This is a genomic window from Pseudomonas sp. MDT1-16, from assembly GCF_054898115.1.
Genome location: NZ_CM142717.1, coordinates 5,770,203 through 5,789,717, shown reverse-complemented (window position 1 = coordinate 5,789,717; position 19,515 = coordinate 5,770,203). Strand labels below are relative to the sequence as shown.

The 19,515-nt window shown below is 60.0% G+C and carries 18 protein-coding genes; 15 read left to right on the top strand and 3 right to left on the bottom strand.

The features are described from left to right. The first annotated feature begins 63 nt into the window (after positions 1–63). The 10 genes from ACYZT3_RS26835 to trpE all read left to right on the top strand — a co-directional run bounded on the left by ACYZT3_RS26835 (position 64) and on the right by trpE (position 12,408). On the top strand, positions 64–2,463 hold the full coding sequence (locus ACYZT3_RS26835) for a PAS domain-containing sensor histidine kinase (protein WP_282381936.1): 2,400 nt from the start codon (positions 64–66) through the stop codon (positions 2,461–2,463). Continuing rightward, positions 2,464–3,093 carry a response regulator gene (locus ACYZT3_RS26830; RefSeq protein ID WP_003210977.1) on the top strand — a complete coding sequence of 210 codons (630 nt, stop codon included), beginning with the start codon at positions 2,464–2,466 and terminating at the stop codon, positions 3,091–3,093. Positions 3,094–3,419: 326 nt separating this feature from the next. Next, a complete protein-coding gene (locus ACYZT3_RS26825) occupies positions 3,420–4,544 on the top strand; it encodes an ABC transporter ATP-binding protein (protein ID WP_282381940.1) in 1,125 nt (374 codons plus the stop codon). Positions 4,545–4,593: 49 nt separating this feature from the next. Beyond that, positions 4,594–5,637, top strand: a complete 1,044-nt coding sequence (locus ACYZT3_RS26820) for an ABC transporter substrate-binding protein (RefSeq protein ID WP_282381942.1) — start codon at positions 4,594–4,596, stop codon at positions 5,635–5,637. Between the two features lie 193 nt (positions 5,638–5,830). Continuing rightward, the gene (locus tag ACYZT3_RS26815) at positions 5,831–7,078 is read left to right on the top strand and encodes an ABC transporter permease (RefSeq protein WP_282381944.1); all 1,248 of its coding nucleotides are present in this window, start codon (positions 5,831–5,833) and stop codon (positions 7,076–7,078) included. 12 nt (positions 7,079–7,090) lie between these two features. Further along, positions 7,091–7,915 carry an ABC transporter permease gene (locus tag ACYZT3_RS26810; RefSeq protein WP_282381946.1) on the top strand — a complete coding sequence of 275 codons (825 nt, stop codon included), beginning with the start codon at positions 7,091–7,093 and terminating at the stop codon, positions 7,913–7,915. A gap of 222 nt (positions 7,916–8,137) precedes the next feature. Then, complete coding sequence (locus ACYZT3_RS26805; protein ID WP_462031089.1) at positions 8,138–9,286, top strand: iron-containing alcohol dehydrogenase; 1,149 nt, start codon at positions 8,138–8,140, stop codon at positions 9,284–9,286. Positions 9,287–9,365: 79 nt separating this feature from the next. Next, positions 9,366–10,040, top strand: a complete 675-nt coding sequence (gene rpe, locus ACYZT3_RS26800) for a ribulose-phosphate 3-epimerase (RefSeq protein ID WP_462031088.1) — start codon at positions 9,366–9,368, stop codon at positions 10,038–10,040. Then, a complete protein-coding gene (locus ACYZT3_RS26795) occupies positions 10,037–10,855 on the top strand; it encodes a phosphoglycolate phosphatase (RefSeq protein ID WP_462031087.1) in 819 nt (272 codons plus the stop codon). The genes rpe and ACYZT3_RS26795 overlap by 4 nt, the downstream gene beginning before the upstream one ends. A gap of 71 nt (positions 10,856–10,926) precedes the next feature. Further along, positions 10,927–12,408 carry an anthranilate synthase component I gene (gene trpE / locus ACYZT3_RS26790; RefSeq protein ID WP_462031086.1) on the top strand — a complete coding sequence of 494 codons (1,482 nt, stop codon included), beginning with the start codon at positions 10,927–10,929 and terminating at the stop codon, positions 12,406–12,408. 79 nt (positions 12,409–12,487) lie between these two features. Here trpE and estP read toward each other — a convergent pair whose 3' ends face one another. Both estP and ACYZT3_RS26780 read right to left on the bottom strand, forming a co-directional pair. Continuing rightward, entirely contained in the window at positions 12,488–14,395 is a 1,908-nt protein-coding gene (gene estP / locus ACYZT3_RS26785; RefSeq protein WP_462031085.1) for an esterase EstP, read from the bottom strand. 15 nt (positions 14,396–14,410) lie between these two features. Then, on the bottom strand, positions 14,411–14,755 hold the full coding sequence (locus ACYZT3_RS26780; RefSeq protein WP_449646325.1) for a hypothetical protein: 345 nt from the start codon (positions 14,753–14,755) through the stop codon (positions 14,411–14,413). 46 nt (positions 14,756–14,801) lie between these two features. Here ACYZT3_RS26780 and ACYZT3_RS26775 point away from each other — a divergent pair, with 46 nt between their 5' ends. The 4 genes from ACYZT3_RS26775 to ACYZT3_RS26760 all read left to right on the top strand — a co-directional run bounded on the left by ACYZT3_RS26775 (position 14,802) and on the right by ACYZT3_RS26760 (position 18,087). Further along, complete coding sequence (locus tag ACYZT3_RS26775) at positions 14,802–15,395, top strand: aminodeoxychorismate/anthranilate synthase component II (RefSeq protein WP_033056198.1); 594 nt, start codon at positions 14,802–14,804, stop codon at positions 15,393–15,395. A 9-nt stretch (positions 15,396–15,404) separates the two neighbouring features. Continuing rightward, positions 15,405–16,454 carry an anthranilate phosphoribosyltransferase gene (trpD, locus tag ACYZT3_RS26770; RefSeq protein WP_282381965.1) on the top strand — a complete coding sequence of 350 codons (1,050 nt, stop codon included), beginning with the start codon at positions 15,405–15,407 and terminating at the stop codon, positions 16,452–16,454. Beyond that, the gene (gene trpC / locus ACYZT3_RS26765; RefSeq protein WP_462031084.1) at positions 16,451–17,287 is read left to right on the top strand and encodes an indole-3-glycerol phosphate synthase TrpC; all 837 of its coding nucleotides are present in this window, start codon (positions 16,451–16,453) and stop codon (positions 17,285–17,287) included. The genes trpD and trpC overlap by 4 nt, the downstream gene beginning before the upstream one ends. 98 nt (positions 17,288–17,385) lie before the next feature. Next, entirely contained in the window at positions 17,386–18,087 is a 702-nt protein-coding gene (locus ACYZT3_RS26760; protein ID WP_282381969.1) for a lipoate--protein ligase family protein, read from the top strand. On the opposite strand, the gene crp is transcribed toward ACYZT3_RS26760, so the two are convergent. Continuing rightward, a complete protein-coding gene (gene crp, locus ACYZT3_RS26755; RefSeq protein ID WP_282381971.1) occupies positions 18,084–18,728 on the bottom strand; it encodes a cAMP-activated global transcriptional regulator CRP in 645 nt (214 codons plus the stop codon). The genes ACYZT3_RS26760 and crp overlap by 4 nt on opposite strands. Before the next feature lie 230 nt (positions 18,729–18,958). Between crp and ACYZT3_RS26750 the strand changes: the two genes are divergently transcribed. After that, positions 18,959–19,381, top strand: coding sequence for an OsmC family protein (locus ACYZT3_RS26750; protein ID WP_007941657.1), 423 nt, complete (start codon positions 18,959–18,961; stop codon positions 19,379–19,381). The last annotated feature ends 134 nt before the right edge of the window (positions 19,382–19,515 follow it).

Sequence of the window (19,515 nt, the reverse complement as noted above, 5' to 3'; positions counted from 1 at the left end):
AGGCCAGAAGTTATTCCGGCAGCCTAATGGGTTGGTCAGTATTTGTCAGTGTGTGAGATTTCGATGATGCGTTTTCGCTGCCTGTGGGTTATCGGCTGTTTGTGGTTTCCCTTGATGGGCTGGGCGGCTCCCGCGCCACCGGGGCACGTCGCGCCATTGTCCGCGGACCAGCAGCAATGGCTGGCGCAGCATGGAGAGTTGCGCGTCGGGCTGGTGTTGCAAGTGCCCTACGCCCAATACGATCGCCGCTTGCAGCGCCTGTCCGGGGTTAACGTCGAGCTGATGAAATGGCTGGCCAAGTCCCTCAAGGTCGAGCTGAGCTGGCGTAATTTCCCCGACCTGGCGCAACTGGAAACTGCCGCGCGCGAAGGTGAAATCGACATCGCTCCGGGGTTGTCCCAAACCCCCGCTGGCCTGCGGCTCTGGCAGTTTTCAGACCCGTATATGCGGGTGCCGCAACTGGTGGTCAGCGACCAGAAAAGCACTGGCGTGGTCGAGCTGGAAAACCTCGACAGCCAGACCCGCGTCGCCGTGCGCATGCCCAGTGCCACCGCCGACTATCTTCGCAGTAATTACCCGCACTTGAACCTTCAAGGCGTACCGATCGAACGCCAGGCACTGCAACTGTTATTGAGTCAGCAGGCCAGCTACGCCGTGGTCGACGAAGCGCAGCTGGGACGTCTGTCCGCCGAACCGGAGTTCGCCGGGCTGGCGGTGGTGGGTGACATCGGCCTGCCGCAACTGTTGCGGGTGGCCACGCGCCGGGACTGGCCGGAACTGGCTGGCATCGTCGAAAGCGCGTTGCGGGCGATCCCGGCCAAGGACCTGGAGCAACTGCACAACCAATGGCTGCAACCCAAGTACCCGCGGCTGACCGAGTCCCCGGGCTTCTGGCAAAACCTCTGTTTGTTGCTGGTGGTGTTGACGTTGAGCAGCATGGCTATCGTGTTCTGGCAGCGGCGGCAGCAACGCAGTCTTGAGCATCGTTTGCTGGCAGCGCGCGAAGACATTGCCCTGCGTGCCGCCAGTGAAGAAGCCTTGCGTCTCACACAGTTTTCCATCGACCAGAGCACCGTCGGCATCCTTTGGGTCAACTGGGACAGCCATGTGCGCTACGCCAATCGCGCGGCCGACACCATGCTGGGTTATCCGGCGGGCGGGATCATTGATCGGCCGCTGATCGACTTCGAGCCCGGCTTGCACATGGATCGCTGGCTGAACCTGTGGAAGCGCGCCCGGGCCAGCGAGGAAGGCCCGCAAAGTTTCGAAACCAACTGCGTGCGGGCGGATGGCAGCGATCTGCCGGTGGATGTTTCGCTGAGTTTTTTGCGGTTTCGCGACGGCGAATACCTGGTGGTTTACCTCAACGACGTCACCGAGCGTCGTCGCGCCCTGGCCGCGTTGCAGGAGAGCGAGGCTCGGTTGCAAGGGATCGCCGCCAACGTTCCAGGGCTGGTCTTTCGTCTGGAACGGGCCCCGGTGACGGGGCAAATAGACTTTGCCTACATCAGTGAAGGGAGCGAGAGCCTGGTGGGTTACTCACCGGCCACCCTGGCCCATCGCGACAAAGGCCTGCGCAGCCTGGTGCACCCGGACGACAAAGTCAGTTATCACCAAACCCAGGACCATGCGCTGGATACCGACAGCGACTGGTCGTGGCAGGGGCGGATTCTCACCCGTTCGGGCGAACAGCGCTGGGCCGAGATCAAGGCCATCACCCGCCGACTCGAAGACGGCGCCTATGTCTGGGACGGGATCGTCTGGGACATCAGCGAAAGCAAACGCATCGAACTGGAATTGGCCAGCTCTCGCGAGCAGTTGCGTGAGTTGTCCGCTCACCTGGAGAGCGTGCGGGAAGAGGAAAAGGGCCGCATCGCCCGGGAGGTTCACGACGAACTGGGTCAGATGTTGACCGTGCTCAAGCTTGAAACTTCCATGTGCGAACTGGCCTACGCCCAGCTCGACCCCGGTCTGAACGAACGTTTGAACAGTATGAAACGCTTGATCGCTCAGCTGTTCCAACTGGTACGGGATGTGGCGACGGCGCTGCGGCCACCGATTCTCGACGCCGGGATCGCCTCGGCCATCGAGTGGCAGGCCCGCCGATTCGAGGCGCGCACGCAGATTCCGTGTCTGGTGCAGGTGCCGGAAAATCTGCCAGTGCTCAGTGATGCCAAGGCGATTGGCCTGTTCCGGATCCTTCAGGAAGCGCTGACCAATGTCATGCGCCATGCCCAGGCGCATACTGTCGAACTGACATTGGTGCTGGAAGGCGACGAGTTGTGTCTGACCGTCAGCGATGATGGCGTAGGATTTGTCCCTGCCACCGGTAGGTCAACATCCTTCGGGGTAGTCGGCATGCGCGAGCGAGTGTTGATCATGGGCGGGCAGTTGTCGCTTGAAAGTGAACCGGGTGAAGGCACGACCCTGAGTGTGCGAGTGCCGTTGGATGAGGAGAAGTAAGTGATCCGTGTACTGGTAGCTGAAGACCACACCATCGTCCGTGAAGGCATCAAGCAGTTGATCGGCCTGGCCAAGGACTTACTGGTGGTGGGGGAGGCGAGCAATGGCGAACAGTTGCTCGAGACCTTGCGCCATGTTCCCTGCGAAGTGGTCTTGCTGGACATTTCCATGCCCGGGGTTAACGGCCTGGAGGCGATTCCGCGGATTCGCGCGCTGAACAATCCGCCGGCGATTCTGGTGTTGTCGATGCACGACGAAGCGCAAATGGCCGCCCGCGCGTTGAAGGTCGGCGCCGCCGGCTACGCGACCAAGGACAGTGATCCGGCGCTGCTACTGACGGCGATCCGCAAGGTCGCGGCGGGCGGGCGCTATATCGACCCGGACCTGGCCGACCGCATGGTCTTCGAAGTCGGCCTGACCGATTCGCGTCCGCTGCACTCGTTGCTGTCTGAGCGCGAGTTCTCGGTGTTCGAACGCCTGGCCCAGGGCGCCAACGTCAACGACATCGCCCAGCAACTGGCCCTGAGCAGCAAAACCATCAGCACCCACAAGGCGCGGCTGATGCAGAAACTCAACATCACCTCCCTGGCGGAGCTGGTGAAGTACGCCATGGAGCACAAACTCCTATAAAAATCGCATGCATTCCCTGTAGGAGCGAGGCTTGCCCGCGAAGGCGATTTCACTGACGCCAAAAGCTTCGCGGGCAAGCCTCGCTCCTACAGGGATGGGCGGTGCATATCCATTTGCGACATCCCTGCGAATCGCTTTTGCCTTTACTTGTGGCTTGCAGCTGACCGTTTGACGCTGTGTTGGTCAAAACGCGCCATCCTTGTAGGGCAATCCCTACCCCCAACCTTCCATCCGGCTGAGGCCATTCTCTCCTGCGCCCCGATTTGCGTGGTCGGCAGTGTCCACTAGGCTTAGTCCACAGCAGTCATCACAACAAAGGTGTGGGTATGAGCCAGGTCGATTCAAACGCAGGGGCCAGCGATATTCTGGTCAGCTTTCGTGGAGTGCAAAAAAGCTACGACGGCGAGAACCTGATCGTCAAAGACCTCAACCTGGAGATTCGCAAAGGCGAATTCCTCACCTTGCTCGGGCCGTCCGGCTCCGGCAAGACCACCAGCCTGATGATGCTCGCCGGTTTCGAAACCCCGACTGCAGGTGAAATCCAGCTGGCCGGGCGTTCCATCAACAACGTGCCGCCGCACAAGCGCGACATCGGCATGGTGTTCCAGAACTACGCGCTGTTCCCGCACATGACGGTGGCCGAGAACCTGGCGTTCCCGCTGACCGTGCGTGGCTTGAACAAGAGCGACGTCAGTGATCGGGTCAAGCGTGTATTGAGCATGGTTCAGCTCGACACCTTCGCCCAGCGCTACCCGGCGCAATTGTCCGGCGGTCAGCAGCAGCGTGTGGCCCTGGCCCGTGCGCTGGTGTTCGAGCCACAACTGGTGCTGATGGACGAACCCCTCGGCGCACTGGACAAACAGCTGCGCGAACACATGCAGATGGAGATCAAGCATCTGCACCAGCGCCTCGGCGTGACCGTGGTCTACGTGACCCACGACCAGGGCGAAGCCCTGACCATGTCCGACCGTGTGGCGGTGTTCCACCAGGGCGAGATCCAGCAGATCGCTCCACCGCGCAGCCTCTACGAAGAACCGAAAAATACCTTCGTCGCCAACTTCATCGGCGAGAACAATCGTCTCAACGGCCGCTTGCACAGCCACACCGGCGACCGCTGCGTGGTTGAGCTCGGTCGCGGTGAAAAGGTTGAAGCCCTGGCCGTCAACGTCGGCAAGACCGGCGAACCCGTCACGCTGTCGATTCGTCCGGAACGCGTGAGCCTCAATGGTTCCAGCGAGTCCTGCGTCAATCGCTTCTCGGGGAGGGTGGCGGAATTCATCTATCTGGGCGACCACGTCCGGGTTCGCCTGGAAGTCTGCGGCAAGACCGATTTCTTTGTGAAACAACCGATTGCCGAGCTCGATCCCGCGCTGGCCGTCGGCGACGTGGTACCGATTGGCTGGCAGGTCGAACACGTTCGCGCGCTCGACCCACTTCTAGAGGCGAACTGATCGCCCCCTGCTACACCAACACCAACCCTGCACGTGGAGAGAACAATAAATGTTGAGATCCCTGAAATTCACCGCTTTGGTCATGGGCATGATCGGCGCGGCACACGCAATGGCGGCGGGCCCGGACCTGACCGTGGTGTCCTTTGGCGGGGCGAACAAGGCAGCGCAGGTCAAAGCCTTCTACGCACCGTGGGAAGCGGCAGGCAACGGCAAGATCGTGGCGGGCGAGTACAACGGCGAGATGGCCAAGGTCAAAGCCATGGTCGACACCAAGAGCGTGTCCTGGGACCTGGTGGAAGTTGAATCGCCAGAACTGTCCCGTGGTTGCGACGAAGACATGTTCGAGCAGCTTGATCCGAAGTTGTTCGGCAAGTCCGAGGACTACGTCAAAGGCGCCATCCAGCCGTGCGGCGTGGGCTTCTTCGTGTGGTCGACCGTGTTGGCCTACAACGCCGACAAGCTGGCATCCGCACCGACCAGTTGGGTGGATTTCTGGGACACCAAGAAATTCCCGGGCAAACGTGGCCTGCGTAAAGGCGCCAAGTACACCCTCGAATTCGCTCTGATGGCCGACGGCGTTGCGCCGAAAGACGTCTACAAGGTGCTGGCCGGCAAGGATGGTCAGGATCGCGCGTTCAAAAAACTGGATGAACTCAAGCCAAGCATCCAGTGGTGGGAAGCCGGCGCGCAACCGCCGCAGTACCTCGCTTCCGGTGACGTGGTCATGAGCTCGGCCTACAACGGCCGGATCGCTGCCGTGCAGAAAGAAAGCAACCTGAAAGTCGTGTGGAACGGCGGCATCTACGACTTCGACGCATGGGCCATTCCAAAGGGTCTGGACAAGGCACGGGCTGAAGCGGCGAAGAAATTCATCGCGTTCTCGGTGCAGCCGCAGCAGCAGAAGACTTACTCGGAAAACATCGCCTACGGGCCGGCCAACATCCAGGCCGTACCGTTGCTGGCCAAGGATGTCCTGAAAGACATGCCGACCACCCCGGAAAACATCGCCAACCAGGTGCAGATCGACGTCAGCTTCTGGGCTGACAACGGCGAGCAACTGGAACAGCGCTTCAATTCCTGGGCTGCAAAATAAGACCACCCCGTGGGCTTATCCACTCCTGTAGGAGCGAGGCTTGCCCGCGAAGGCGTCGGTACATTCAACATCGATGTTGACTGACACACCGTCTTCGCGGGCAAGCCTCGCTCCTACAGGGGTGATGTGTAGTTATCAAGAACAGAGGTGGCTTGCCTTCCTTTGTAACGATCAAAGATTTCCGGAGTACGCCATGGCCACCGCCATTCCCCTGAACGCGGGCACTGACCCCACCTTGAAGCAGCGGCTCAAGCACGCCGAGCGGATCAACCGCTGGAAAGCACAAGCCTTGATCGCGCCATTGGTGTTGTTTCTGTTGCTGGTGTTTCTGGTGCCCATCGTGGCGCTGCTCTACAAAAGCGTCGGTAACCCGGAAGTCGTCGGCGGCATGCCACGCACCGTGGCGGCCATCGCCAGTTGGGATGGCCGAGGCCTGCCCGCTGAACCGGTTTACAAGGCGGCCAGCGAAGACCTCGCTGAGGCCCGCAAGAATCAGACCTTGGGCGACCTGTCCAAGCGCTTGAACATGGAGTTGGCCGGCTACCGCAGCCTGCTGACCAAAACTGCACGTGCTTTACCGTTCGCCACCGAACCGGCCTCCTATAAAGAAGCGCTGGAAGGTCTCGACGAGCGCTGGGGCGACCCGGCCTACTGGCAAGCCGTGCGCCGCAACACCAGCAGCATCACGCCTTATTACTTACTGGCGGCGGTCGATCACCGGATCGACGACCTCGGCGAAATCGCCCCGGCCACGCCCGATCAGGCGATCTACCTCGACATCTTCGCCCGCACCTTCTGGATGGGGCTGATCATCACCGTGATCTGCCTGGTGCTGGCGTATCCGTTGGCCTACCTGCTGGCGAACCTGCCATCGCGGCAAAGCAACCTGCTGATGATTCTGGTGCTGCTGCCGTTCTGGACCTCGATCCTGGTGCGGGTCGCCGCGTGGATCGTGCTGCTGCAATCGGGCGGACTGATCAACAGCGGTCTGATGGCCATGGGCATCATCGATAAACCGCTGGAGCTGGTGTTCAACCGCACCGGGGTTTACATCTCCATGGTGCACATCCTGCTGCCGTTCATGATTCTGCCGATCTACAGCGTGATGAAAGGCATTTCGCCAACCTACATGCGCGCCGCGATTTCCCTCGGCTGCCACCCGTTCGCCAGTTTCTGGCGGGTGTACTTCCCGCAGACCTATGCCGGTGTCGGCGCCGGTTGCCTGTTGGTGTTCATCCTCGCCATCGGCTACTACATCACCCCGGCCTTGCTGGGCAGCCCGAACGATCAGATGGTCAGTTACTTCGTCGCCTTCTACACCAACACCAGCATCAACTGGGGCATGGCGACCGCACTCGGTGGGCTGCTGCTGTTGGCGACCGTGGTGCTTTATCTGATTTACAGCTGGCTGGTGGGCGCCAGTCGCCTGCGCCTGAGCTAAGGGGAGAACGAAATGCTGAGTCCTTATATGTCGCCCATTGAGCGGGTGTGGTTCTACAGCTTGCGGATTCTCTGCGGCTTGATTTTGTTGTTCCTTATTCTGCCGGTGCTGGTAATCATCCCGCTGTCGTTCAACTCGGGCAGTTTCCTGGTGTACCCGCTGCAGGGCTTCTCGTTGCAGTGGTACCACGACTTTTTCGCCTCGGCGGAATGGATGCGCGCGTTGAGGAACAGCGTCATCGTCGCCCCGGCGGCGACCGTGCTGGCGATGATCTTCGGCACGCTGGCGGCGATTGGCCTGACCCGTGGCGACTTCCCGGGCAAGGCGCTGGTGATGGCGCTGGTGATTTCTCCGATGGTGGTGCCAGTGGTGATCATTGGTGTGGCGAGTTATCTGTTCTTCGCCCCGCTGGGATTGGGCAACAGCTTCTTCTCGCTGATCGTGGTGCATGCGGTGTTGGGTGTGCCGTTTGTGATCATCACGGTGTCGGCGACGTTGCAGGGGTTTAACCAAAACCTGGTGCGCGCTGCGGCGAGCCTTGGCGCTTCGCCACTGACGGCGTTCCGTCGGGTGACGTTGCCGCTGATTGCTCCCGGCGTGATTTCCGGTGCGCTGTTCGCCTTTGCGACCTCGTTCGATGAAGTGGTAGTGACGCTGTTCCTCGCCGGCCCCGAACAAGCGACCTTGCCACGGCAGATGTTCAGCGGCATCCGCGAAAACCTCAGCCCGACCATTGCAGCTGCCGCAACGCTGCTGATCGCCTTCTCGGTGATTCTGCTGCTGACGCTGGAATGGTTGCGTGGGCGCAGCGAGAAACTGCGTACCGCCCAGGTCTGACCTGCAAGCACTGATCGTTCCCACGCTCTGCGTGGGAATGCAGCCCGGGACGCTCCGCGTCCCATTTAAAAGCCGAACGCAGAGCGTCCGTTGAGGCATTCCCACGCAGAGCGTGGGAACGATCCGAGTGCAGGCTCAGCCATTCACCACCCGAATAGCAGACAATCCCAAATCCCCAGCTACTCTTGTGTCCAGCTCCCCTGGCTATAAGAGGCTGCGCACATGAGTCTTTCCTCTTTCAAAATCGCTCACAAACTGATCACCGGCGCCGGTGCCATCGAGCAACTGGCGGCTGAACTGACACGCCTGGACATCGACAACCCGCTGATCGTCACCGATGCCGCACTGGTCAAGTCCGGCACGGTCGAGCTGGCGCTGGCGCAGCTGGGCGACCGCCCCTACGAAATTTTCGACCGTGTGCTGCCAGACCCGGAAATTGCCATCGTCGAAGACTGCATGCGGGTCTACCGTGAGGGCGGGCACGACGGATTGATCGGCCTGGGCGGCGGCAGTGCCATCGACATCGCCAAAAGTGTCGCGGCCTACGCCGGTTATCACGGGGCGCTGGAAGATCTGTTCGGCATCGATCAGGTGCCGCGCAAAGGCCCGCCGCTGATCGCCATCCCGACCACCGCGGGCACCGGCTCGGAAGTCACCAACGTGGCGATCCTCTCCGACAAGGTTGCGCAACTGAAGAAAGGCATCGTCAGCGACTATCTATTACCGGACGTGGCGCTGGTCAGTCCACAAATGACCCTGACCTGCCCGCGCAGTGTCACTGCCGCCAGTGGCGTCGATGCACTGGTGCACGCCATCGAATCCTATCTGTCGCTGAACGCCTCACCGATTACCGACGCGCTGGCCATCGGCGCCATCAAGCTCATCGCCAAGGCGCTGCCCAAGGCCTACGCCAATCCGTCCAACCTCCAGGCCCGCGAAGACATGGCCACCGCCAGCCTGATGGCCGGTATGGCGTTTGGTAATGCCGGGGTCGGGGCGGTGCATGCATTGGCGTATCCGCTGGGCGGGCGGTTCAACATTGCCCACGGCGTCAGCAATGCCTTGCTGCTGCCGTATGTCATGACCTGGAACAAAATGGCCTGCGTGGAGCGCATGCAGGATATTGCCGAGGCCATGGGGGTGAAGATCGCTCATCTGAGCGTCAACGACGCGGCCGACAAAGCCGTCGAGGCGATGACCGAACTGTGCGCCGCGGTGGAAATCCCGCCGGGTCTGCGCAGCTTCGGCGTTCCCGAGGACGCCCTGCCGGCCATGGCCGTGGAGGCGGCGGGAATTGAGCGTCTGATGCGCAACAATCCGCGCAAATTGAGCGCCGTCGATATCGAGAAGATCTACCGGGCGGCGTACTGATTATCGCGTCACGGTGCGCGCTGCAAAGCATGCGGTATACAATGCGCGCCATCGTGATTCCGCTCAAAAAAGGTGCGTCATGCAGCCCTTCGTCATTGCTCCGTCGATTCTCTCCGCCGACTTCGCCCGCCTGGGTGAAGAAGTGGACAACGTCCTGGCCGCCGGTGCCGACTTCGTGCACTTCGATGTCATGGACAACCATTACGTGCCGAACCTGACCATCGGCCCGATGGTCTGCGCCGCACTGCGCAAGTACGGCGTGACTGCGCCGATCGACGCGCACCTGATGGTCAGCCCGGTGGACCGCATCGTCGGTGACTTCATCGAGGCCGGCGCGACGTACATCACCTTCCACCCGGAAGCCACACAGCACGTCGACCGTTCCCTGCAACTGATCCGCGAAGGGGGCTGCAAGTCGGGCCTGGTGTTCAATCCGGCGACCTCACTCGACGTGCTCAAGTACGTGATGGACAAGGTCGACATGATCCTACTGATGAGCGTCAACCCGGGCTTCGGCGGGCAGAAGTTCATCCCCGGTACCCTCGACAAGCTGCGTGAAGCGCGGGCGCTGATCGATGCCTCCGGCCGTGACATCCGCCTGGAAATCGACGGCGGCGTGAACGTGAACAACATTCGTGAAATCGCCGCTGCCGGCGCCGACACCTTCGTCGCCGGCTCGGCGATCTTCAATGCACCGAACTACCAAGAGGTGATTGAAAAGATGCGTTCCGAACTGGCGCTGGCCCGTCCATGAGTGGCTTTGAGCAGCTGTTCCCGGGGTCTCTGCCGCGGTTGGTGATGTTCGATCTGGATGGCACGCTGGTCGATTCGGTCCCCGACCTCGCAGCGGCTGTGGATAACATGCTGCTCAAACTCGGGCGTCAACCTGCTGGTATCGCATCGGTGCGTGAGTGGGTGGGCAACGGCGTGCACGTACTGGTGCGCCGGGCCTTGGCCAACCACATCGACGCCGAGGGTGTCGATGAGGTCGAAGCCGAGCATGCCCTGGCGTTGTTCAACAGCTTTTATGAGGACGGTCACGCGCTGACGGTGGTTTACCCCGGCGTGCGCGACACCCTGAAATGGCTGCACAAGCAGGGTGTAGAGATGGCGCTGATCACCAACAAGCCGGAGCGTTTCGTCGCGCCGCTGCTGGATCAGATGAAAATCGGTCGTTACTTCAAATGGATCATCGGCGGCGACACACTGCCGCAGAAGAAGCCCGACCCTGCGGCGCTGTTTTTTGTGATGAAAATGGCCAACATTCCCGCGTCTCAATCGTTATTTGTCGGCGATTCGCGCAGCGATGTGCTGGCGGCGAAAGCGGCGGGGGTCAAATGCGTGGCGCTCAGTTACGGCTATAACCACGGCCGACCCATTGCCGAAGAGTCGCCGGCGCTGGTGATCGACGATCTGCGCAAGTTAATTCGCGGTTGCCTGGATCCGGCCGCTGAGATAACGTTGCCCGACGCTGTTCAACCCCCTTCTGGAAACGCCATCGTGGTGGTCACTCGCAAACTCTGGATGAAAGTCATCAAGGCCCTGGCCCGCTGGCGTTGGCGCGCCTGACTTGTTCCTGGCCGGCCTACCGGCGCGTTTGCATACCTGACTGTTAGACCCTCAAGCCACGAGGCTACCCCATGATCCGCGAAGAATTCCTGCGTTTGGCCGCTGCCGGCTACAACCGCATCCCGCTTGCCTGCGAAACCCTGGCCGACTTCGACACGCCGCTGTCGATCTACCTGAAACTGGCTGACGAGCCCAACACCTACCTGCTGGAATCGGTGCAGGGCGGGGAGAAGTGGGGCCGTTACTCGATCATCGGCCTGCCGTGCCGCACCGTGCTTCGGGTTCACGACCATCACGTCAGCGTGACCCACGATGGCGTCGAGATCGAAAGTCATGAGGCTGAAGATCCGCTGGCCTTTGTCGAAGAATTCAAAGCTCGCTACAACGTGCCGACCATTCCTGGCCTGCCGCGCTTCAATGGCGGTCTGGTGGGTTACTTCGGTTACGACTGCGTGCGGTATGTAGAAAAGCGTCTAGGCAAATGCCCGAACCCGGATCCATTGGGCGTGCCGGACATTCTGCTGATGGTTTCCGACGCGGTGGTGGTGTTCGACAACCTCGCCGGCAAGATGCACGCGATTGTTCTGGCCGATCCGTCGCAGGCAGACGCCTTCGAGCAAGGTCAGGCACGGCTGGAAGAGCTGCTGGAAAAACTCCGTCAACCGATCACCCCGCGCCGTGGCCTGGATTTCAGCAAACAACAGTCTGCTGATCCGGTCTTTCGTTCGAGCTTCACCCAGGACGATTACGAAAAAGCCGTCGATACCATCAAGGAATACATCCTGGCCGGTGACTGCATGCAGGTCGTGCCGTCCCAGCGCATGTCGATTGACTTCAAGGCCGCGCCGATTGATCTGTACCGGGCGCTGCGTTGCTTCAACCCGACGCCTTATATGTACTTCTTCAACTTCGGCGACTTCCACGTCGTCGGCAGTTCGCCTGAGGTGCTGGTGCGGGTCGAAGACAACCTGATCACCGTGCGCCCGATCGCCGGCACTCGCCCACGCGGGGCCAACGAAGAGGCTGACCTGGCGCTGGAAAAAGACCTGCTGTCCGACGACAAGGAAATTGCCGAGCACTTGATGCTGATCGACCTGGGCCGTAACGATACGGGTCGGGTCTCGGAAATCGGTTCGGTGAAACTCACCGAAAAAATGGTCATCGAGCGTTACTCCAACGTGATGCACATCGTTTCCAACGTTACCGGTCAACTGAAAGCCGGGCTGACGGCGATGGACGCACTGCGGGCGATTCTGCCGGCGGGCACCTTGTCCGGCGCACCGAAAATCCGCGCGATGGAAATCATCGACGAACTGGAGCCGGTCAAGCGTGGCGTCTATGGCGGCGCGGTCGGTTACTTCGCCTGGAACGGCAACATGGACACTGCGATCGCGATCCGCACAGCAGTGATCAAGAACGGCGAACTGCACGTGCAGGCCGGTGGCGGCATCGTTGCCGACTCGGTGCCGGCGCTGGAATGGGAAGAAACCCTGAACAAGCGCCGCGCGATGTTCCGTGCCGTGGCTCTCGCCGAGCAAACCCCGGTAAGCTGAGTTCCCACAAAGACCTCACCACCATAAAAAACGCGGCACCTGTGAGGGCGCCGCGTTTTTTGCGCCTGCTGTTACCGGATCAGAAGTCCAGCGCAACCCCAACGGTAAGCCCTTGCTGGGTAAAGTCATCATCCTTGCGGAACGTGTATCCGCCACGCAGCGCCAGATCGGCCGTCAACTTGTGGCTGACCCCCAGGCTCACGCGATTCAGGTGGCTTTGCGGTGTATAGCCGTCCAGTTTGAAGTCCAGGGATGGCAGGCTGTTGAGCGCGATGTTTACTTTCTGAGTGTCATCCTCGTATTCACGCTCATACGCGTATTCGCCGAACACTTGAGTCTGCGTGGTGATCTGATACTTACCCTGCAGACCGGCGCCCAGACGTTTTGAATCGCGAGTCTGATCATCAAAGGTCAGCGCTGTGGAACGAGTGCTGTTTTCCGAGTAGCCATCGACTTCCACTTTTGCGTAATCGGCGCTGATGAACGGTGACAGGTGCCACTCGCTGCCCGGTTGCGCAATGTCGTAGCCAACGCGTGTGCTGAAAGCCCAGAGATCGCCATTGGTATCGCCTTTTTCCGCCCCTTCGCTGGCACCCAGGTCGAATTTGCGTTTGAGGTTGTCGTAATCCAGCTTGCCGCCGGTCAACGCGGCATCGGCCCACCAGCGATTCTGCTGGAACTGGGCGAAGGCGGTGGCCAGGTAGCTGTTGAGTTTGTAGTCCGAATCGTTATTGCCTGCTTCCAGGTTCTGACGATAGAAACCCGCCGCCACACCGACGCGCCAGGCGTCATTGAGACGATAGCTGCCGCCGATGTTCAGGTTGTAACCGTCGCCGTCGGCGCTGGCTCCGCTGCTTTGGCTATCGACATCCAGATGCTGACCGCCACCGGCGACAATGGCGCGCCATTGGCCGATCGCTTGCCAGTTATCCCAGTCCGATTGCCATTGGCTGCGCAGTTCATCCTGGTGCGCACGCAAGGTAGCGTGGGCCATTTCCGGCAACAACGTCAGCTCCCAAGGCGCAGCCAGTAAGGAATAGGCGTAGTCGGAAATCAGTTTTTGCCCGGCTTCGGTCGGATGAACCCCATCGTTATAAATCAGCTTGCTGGGGTCCGGCGTGGCACTGTTGATGCCATACGTAGGGTTTTCGGTGCAGCTGTTACCGCTGAAACAGGTCGCCGTCAGGTTCTGGCCTGTAGCAAAACCGAATCGAGCCGGATCGGCGAAGGTTTCCTGCAACAGCAGCGGAATGTTCAGCGGGATGATTTCGGCATCGATCCCCGCCAGTCGAGTGACCAGTTGCCGGTTGAAGGCAGAGCTCAGTAGTGAGGTGGGTGTCTGCTGGGGAGTGCCATTGATGGCGGGCGTCAAACCCAGGTCGGGCAACAACCAGACCATGATGTACCTGGCGCCGGCGGTTTGCAGAACCTGGACGCTGTTGGCCAGTCGATCCGCAGCGGCATTCGCCTGAGCGCCACTTTGTACACGTCCCTGAAGAAAATCGTTACCACCCCCGGAAATGTAATACAGCGCATTCGGATCGGCGCTGAAGTTGTTTGCCGGCAGATAGCCCGAACGCGTGCGTTCACCCGTGGCGGATACGCTGGTGATCGAGGTGAGGATCTGGTCCGTGCGGTAACCGCCAACGGCCCAGTTATTGCCATCCGGCAGGCCCTGGTTCGCACGCGCCGCCGAGGTTGAAGCGGCCGTCTGGTCCGGTGAAAACCCGAGCCTTTCACCCAGCAGTTGGGTCGAGTTGGCGGAATAGACTTCGCCGCTGCCGGTCTGGTAAACCGGTCCGGTCCGGTTGGTGAAGCGCAGGGTCGAGCCGGGAGGGCCGCCCGTGTCGGTAAACTGCCCGGCATCGTTGAGGCTATCGCCGAAGACGATGAAATTCGAATAGGGGTTGGGCGCCGCGATCGCCTGGGTGCAGGCCATAGCGAGCAAGCAGCCGGCAAGCGGTACAGCCAACGTCTGTCTGATCATGAGCAAGTCCGTTTGTTATTGTTGTAGTGAGCAAAACGATAGTGCCAAAAAACTATAGAGCCTGTTGCCGTTCGGCGCGAACCCGTCGATTGTTTTACGCGCTTCGATCGCCCCATATTGCACGCTCTGCCCAGCTAAGTTACTGTGCCGAGACGTATAAATGAGACCTTCCCCGTGTTGATCGTCAGCAAACTTCTGGATCAAGTCATCAAGGCACACGCCCGTTGGCGTTGGCGCGCCTGAATCCTTCTGCCGGCCCGGCCGGATCTTTACCGCTTTGCCTTCTTTACCCGTAAGACAAACCGCTTTGCTGCGCGATTCCAGCGACTGACAAAGCGCAGGACGCTGCGGGTAACTCATTCGAAGGCTGTATTAAAGTCAGTGAATTCAAGAGGTTCATAACGCCATGTTGCTGATGATCGATAACTACGACTCTTTTACCTACAACGTTGTGCAGTACCTTGGTGAGCTCGGCTCCCAGGTCAAAGTCGTGCGCAACGATGAGCTCACCATCGCCGAAATCGAAGCCCTCAACCCTGAGCGGATCGTCGTCTCCCCCGGTCCTTGCACCCCGAACGAAGCCGGCGTCTCGATTGACGTAATCAAGCATTTTGGTGGAAAACTGCCGATTCTCGGCGTCTGCCTGGGCCATCAGTCCATCGGCCAGGCGTTTGGCGGCGATGTGGTTCGCGCCCGCCAAGTGATGCACGGCAAGACCAGCCCGGTGTTTCACGAGGACAAGGGCGTTTTCGAAGGCCTGAATCATCCGCTCACGGTTACTCGCTATCACTCATTGATCGTCAAGCGCGAAACTCTGCCCGACTGTCTGGAGCTGACCGCGTGGACCCAGCTTGAAGACGGTTCGGTTGACGAGATCATGGGGCTGCGCCACAAGACACTGAACATCGAAGGCGTGCAGTTTCACCCTGAGTCGATCCTCACCGAACAGGGCCACGAGCTGTTCGCTAACTTCCTCAAACAAACCGGCGGCACGCGCTAAGGACTTTTCATGAATATCAAGACAGCCCTGAGCCGTATCGTCGAACAGCTCGACCTCAGCACCGATGAGATGCGCGATGTGATGCGCGAAATCATGACCGGTCAATGCACGGATGCGCAGATCGGCGCATTCATGATGGCCATGCGCATGAAGAGCGAAAGCATCGACGAGATCGTCGGCGCCGTGTCGGTCATGCGCGAGCTGGCGGACAAGGTCGAACTCAAGACCCTCGATGGCGTCGTCGATGTGGTCGGTACCGGTGGTGACGGTGCCAATATCTTCAACGTCTCGACCGCTTCCTCGTTCGTGGTCGCGGCGGCCGGTTGCACCGTGGCCAAACACGGTAACCGTGCGGTCTCGGGCAACAGCGGCAGCGCCGACCTGCTGGAGGCGGCCGGTATCTACCTGAACCTGACGTCGGTTCAGGTAGCACGCTGCATCGATAACGTCGGCATCGGTTTCATGTTCGCCCAGACCCACCACAGTGCCATGAAGCACGCCGCCGGCCCGCGCCGGGAGCTGGGCTTGCGCACCTTGTTCAACATGCTCGGCCCGCTTACGAATCCGGCGGGCGTGAAGCATCAGGTGGTGGGCGTATTCAATCAGGCGTTGTGCCGGCCGTTGGCCGAAGTCCTGCAGCGTCTGGGCAGCAAACACGTGCTGGTGGTGCACTCGAGGGATGGCCTGGACGAATTCAGTCTGGCAGCGCCAACCTTTGTGGCGGAATTGAAGGATGACCAGATCACCGAGTATTGGGTCGAGCCAGAAGACCTGGGCATGAAGAGCCAGAGCCTGCACGGTCTGGCAGTGGATAGTCCGGCGGCCTCGCTGGAGCTGATTCGCGATGCCTTGGGCAAGCGCAAGACCGAGAACGGTCAGAAAGCCGCGGAAATGATTATGCTCAATGCCGGTGCCGCGCTGTACGCCGCCGACCATGCCAGCAGTTTGAAAGAAGGCGTTGCCCTGGCGCACGATGCGCTGCACACAGGCCTCGCTCGGGAAAAACTGGAGGAGTTGGGTGCATTTACCGCGGTATTCAGAGTGGAGAATGAGGGATGAGTGTACCGACGGTTCTGGAAAACATTCTGGCCCGCAAAGTCCAGGAGGTCGCCGAGCGTAGCGCTCGCGTAAGCCTGGCGGAGCTGGAAAGTCTGGCCAAGGCGGCCGATGCACCCCGTGGTTTTGCCAAGGCACTGATCGCTCAGGCAAAGCTCAAGCAGCCGGCGGTGATTGCGGAAATCAAGAAAGCTTCACCCAGCAAAGGCGTGATCCGCGAGAACTTCGTTCCCGCCGACATTGCCAAGAGTTACGAGAAGGGCGGCGCGACCTGTCTGTCGGTGCTCACCGATATCGATTACTTCCAAGGCGCCGATGCGTATCTGCAACAGGCTCGTGCGGCGTGCGGTTTGCCGGTGATCCGCAAGGATTTCATGATCGATCCATACCAGATCATTGAAGCCCGAGCGTTGGGCGCCGACTGCGTGCTGCTGATTGTCTCCGCACTGGACGACGTGAAAATGGCTGAGCTGGCAGCCGTGGCCAAAAGCGTCGGCCTCGATGTGTTGGTAGAAGTCCACGACGGCGACGAGCTGGAACGGGCCTTGAAAACCCTCGACACGCCGCTGGTGGGCGTTAACAACCGCAATTTGCACACCTTCGACGTCAGCCTGGAAACCACACTCGACCTGTTGCCTCGTATCCCGCGTGATCGCTTGGTGATCACTGAAAGTGGCATTCTCAACCGGGCCGATGTTGAGCTGATGGAAATCAGTGATGTGTACGCGTTCCTGGTTGGCGAAGCGTTCATGCGCGCCGAAAGCCCGGGCACCGAATTGCAGCGTCTGTTCTTTCCAGAGCGTGGCGGTCCGGTCAGCGGCTCGACCCTCGACTGAAAACATCTTCGCAGGCAACCCGATCCCCTGTGGGAGCGGGCTTGCCCGCGAAGAGGTCATCAAGTGCCCCAAAGACTTCATGTCTTACGGAGTTATCCATGCCTCAGCCAATCTCTCTGACCGTCGAAGCCGGCCTGCTCGCCGAACAGAATCTGTTGGCCCATGTGTGCACCGGCGATTCGGAGTTTGGTCTGCTGTTCTGGCAACCCAGTGATCGGGCGCTGGTCATGCCTCGACGGTTGAATCGCCTGCCTGGGTTCGAGGCCGCGTGCGAGGTATCGGCTGCAGCGGGTTGGCCGGTGTTGTTGCGTGAGACCGGCGGTGAACCGGTGCCGCAATCGGCTTCAACCATCAATATCGCGCTGGTCTACGCACCACCGCGTAGCGAGGGTGACCAGAACCGGATCGAAACCGCTTATCGCCGACTCTGCGACCCGATTTGTCAGCTGCTGGATGAGTTGGGCGGCGTTTCGTCCCTGGGCGAAGTTGATGGCGCGTTCTGCGATGGCCGATTCAACGTCAACCTCGATGGGCGCAAGATGGTCGGCACTGCTCAGCGCTGGCGTCAGAGCAAGGGCGGTACGCGTCCGGTAGGGTTGGTGCATGGTGCTTTGTTGCTCGAAAACGAGCGCGAATCGATGGTCGCGGCGGTCAACCGTTTCAATGAAGCCTGTGGCCTGGAGCAGCGAGTTCGCGCCGAGAGCCACATCGCCCTGCATGAAAAATATGCAGCGCCTGATGCGTTGGAGCGACTCGACACGTTGTACCGCCAGTTGCTGGCAGACATGTTCAGGACTTAGCGCGTACCGAAGACCACCATGGTCTTGCCTTTGACGTCCACCAGGTTGCGCTCTTCCAGATCCTTGAGTACGCGACCGACCATCTCACGCGAACAACCGACAATCCGCCCGATCTCCTGACGGGTCACCTTGATCTGCATGCCGTCCGGGTGGGTCATGGCATCCGGCTGTTTGCAGAGTTCCAGCAGGCAGCGCGCAACGCGACCGGTGACGTCGAAGAACGCCAGGTCACCGACTTTGCGCGTGGTGTTGCGCAGACGCTGTGCGATTTGTCCGCTGAGCACGTAAAGAATGTCTGGATCCTGCTGGGACAACTCGCGAAATTTCGCGTAGCTGATCTCCGCGACTTCGCATTCGATCTTGGCACGCACCCAGGCGCTGCGTTCCTGTTCCAGGCCGGCCTGTTCGAACAGGCCCAACTCGCCGAAAAAGTCCCCGGAGTTCAGATAAGCGATGATCATTTCGCGGCCGTCGTCATCCTCGATCAGGATGGTGACCGACCCTTTGATGATGAAGAACAGCGTGTCCGAGCGGTCGCCGGCACAAATGATGTTGCTTTTGGCCGCATAACGACGGCGCTGGCAATGCATCAACAGCTTGTCGAGGTTCTTCATTTTGGGTGTTGGGGTAATAGCAACCATGGTTGTATCCCGAAAAGAATGCGCGGTATGTTTGGTTTTTTTATGAAGAGCTGAGGTTGCTACAAAGCTGGCTATGCGCCAGCGAATTGGCGCCAGCTTAACAGACACTTCCTGCAAAATTCGAACATTTACCTACGACGCAGATGGTTATGTCCTACGAAGGCGAACGCTGTCAATCAAGGGCCCTGTGCTAAGCTGGCGACCCTTTTTTATACAGTGGAGTCTTGGCGATGAAGGCACGCATCCAATGGGCTGGCGAAGCCATGTTCCTCGGTGAATCCGGCAGCGGTCATGTCGTGGTTATGGACGGTCCGCCCGATGCCGGCGGTCGCAACCTGGGTGTCCGGCCGATGGAAATGCTCCTGCTGGGTGTTGGCGGTTGCAGCAATTTTGATGTGGTCAGCATCCTCAAGAAGTCCCGTCAGGCCGTTGAAAGCTGCGAAGCCTTCCTCGAAGCCGAGCGCGCCACCGAAGATCCGAAGGTTTTCACCAAAATCCACATGCACTTCGTGGTCAAGGGTCGCGGGCTGAAAGAAGCCCAGGTCAAACGCGCCATCGAGCTGTCTGCCGAGAAGTATTGCTCGGCGTCGATCATGCTCGGCGCGGCAGGCGTGGCGATTACCCACGACTACGAGATCATCGAACTCGGTTGAATCGACATTCAACTGTCTAGTCCTGAAACAGGTGTAAACCTTATTCAGGACGGGACAAACATCACAAAAAAGGCGACTACTTTGCGGTAGTCGCCTTTTTTATTGCTGACGCAGAGCATTGTGGGAGCGAGCCT

Bases quoted from the DNA above. Each gene is read 5' to 3' on its own strand.
- ACYZT3_RS26835 (WP_282381936.1), top strand. From the start codon at position 64: ATGATGCGTTTTCGCTGCCTGTGGGTTATCGGCTGTTTGTGGTTTCCC.
- ACYZT3_RS26825 (WP_282381940.1), top strand. From the start codon at position 3,420: ATGAGCCAGGTCGATTCAAACGCAGGGGCCAGCGATATTCTGGTCAGC.
- ACYZT3_RS26820 (WP_282381942.1), top strand. From the start codon at position 4,594: ATGTTGAGATCCCTGAAATTCACCGCTTTGGTCATGGGCATGATCGGC.
- ACYZT3_RS26815 (WP_282381944.1), top strand. From the start codon at position 5,831: ATGGCCACCGCCATTCCCCTGAACGCGGGCACTGACCCCACCTTGAAG.
- ACYZT3_RS26810 (WP_282381946.1), top strand. From the start codon at position 7,091: ATGCTGAGTCCTTATATGTCGCCCATTGAGCGGGTGTGGTTCTACAGC.
- ACYZT3_RS26805 (WP_462031089.1), top strand. From the start codon at position 8,138: ATGAGTCTTTCCTCTTTCAAAATCGCTCACAAACTGATCACCGGCGCC.
- rpe (WP_462031088.1), top strand. From the start codon at position 9,366: ATGCAGCCCTTCGTCATTGCTCCGTCGATTCTCTCCGCCGACTTCGCC.
- ACYZT3_RS26795 (WP_462031087.1), top strand. From the start codon at position 10,037: ATGAGTGGCTTTGAGCAGCTGTTCCCGGGGTCTCTGCCGCGGTTGGTG.
- trpE (WP_462031086.1), top strand. From the start codon at position 10,927: ATGATCCGCGAAGAATTCCTGCGTTTGGCCGCTGCCGGCTACAACCGC.
- estP (WP_462031085.1), bottom strand. From the start codon at position 14,395: ATGATCAGACAGACGTTGGCTGTACCGCTTGCCGGCTGCTTGCTCGCT.
- ACYZT3_RS26780 (WP_449646325.1), bottom strand. From the start codon at position 14,755: ATGAGTTACCCGCAGCGTCCTGCGCTTTGTCAGTCGCTGGAATCGCGC.
- ACYZT3_RS26775 (WP_033056198.1), top strand. From the start codon at position 14,802: ATGTTGCTGATGATCGATAACTACGACTCTTTTACCTACAACGTTGTG.
- trpD (WP_282381965.1), top strand. From the start codon at position 15,405: ATGAATATCAAGACAGCCCTGAGCCGTATCGTCGAACAGCTCGACCTC.
- trpC (WP_462031084.1), top strand. From the start codon at position 16,451: ATGAGTGTACCGACGGTTCTGGAAAACATTCTGGCCCGCAAAGTCCAG.
- ACYZT3_RS26760 (WP_282381969.1), top strand. From the start codon at position 17,386: ATGCCTCAGCCAATCTCTCTGACCGTCGAAGCCGGCCTGCTCGCCGAA.
- crp (WP_282381971.1), bottom strand. From the start codon at position 18,728: ATGGTTGCTATTACCCCAACACCCAAAATGAAGAACCTCGACAAGCTG.
- ACYZT3_RS26750 (WP_007941657.1), top strand. From the start codon at position 18,959: ATGAAGGCACGCATCCAATGGGCTGGCGAAGCCATGTTCCTCGGTGAA.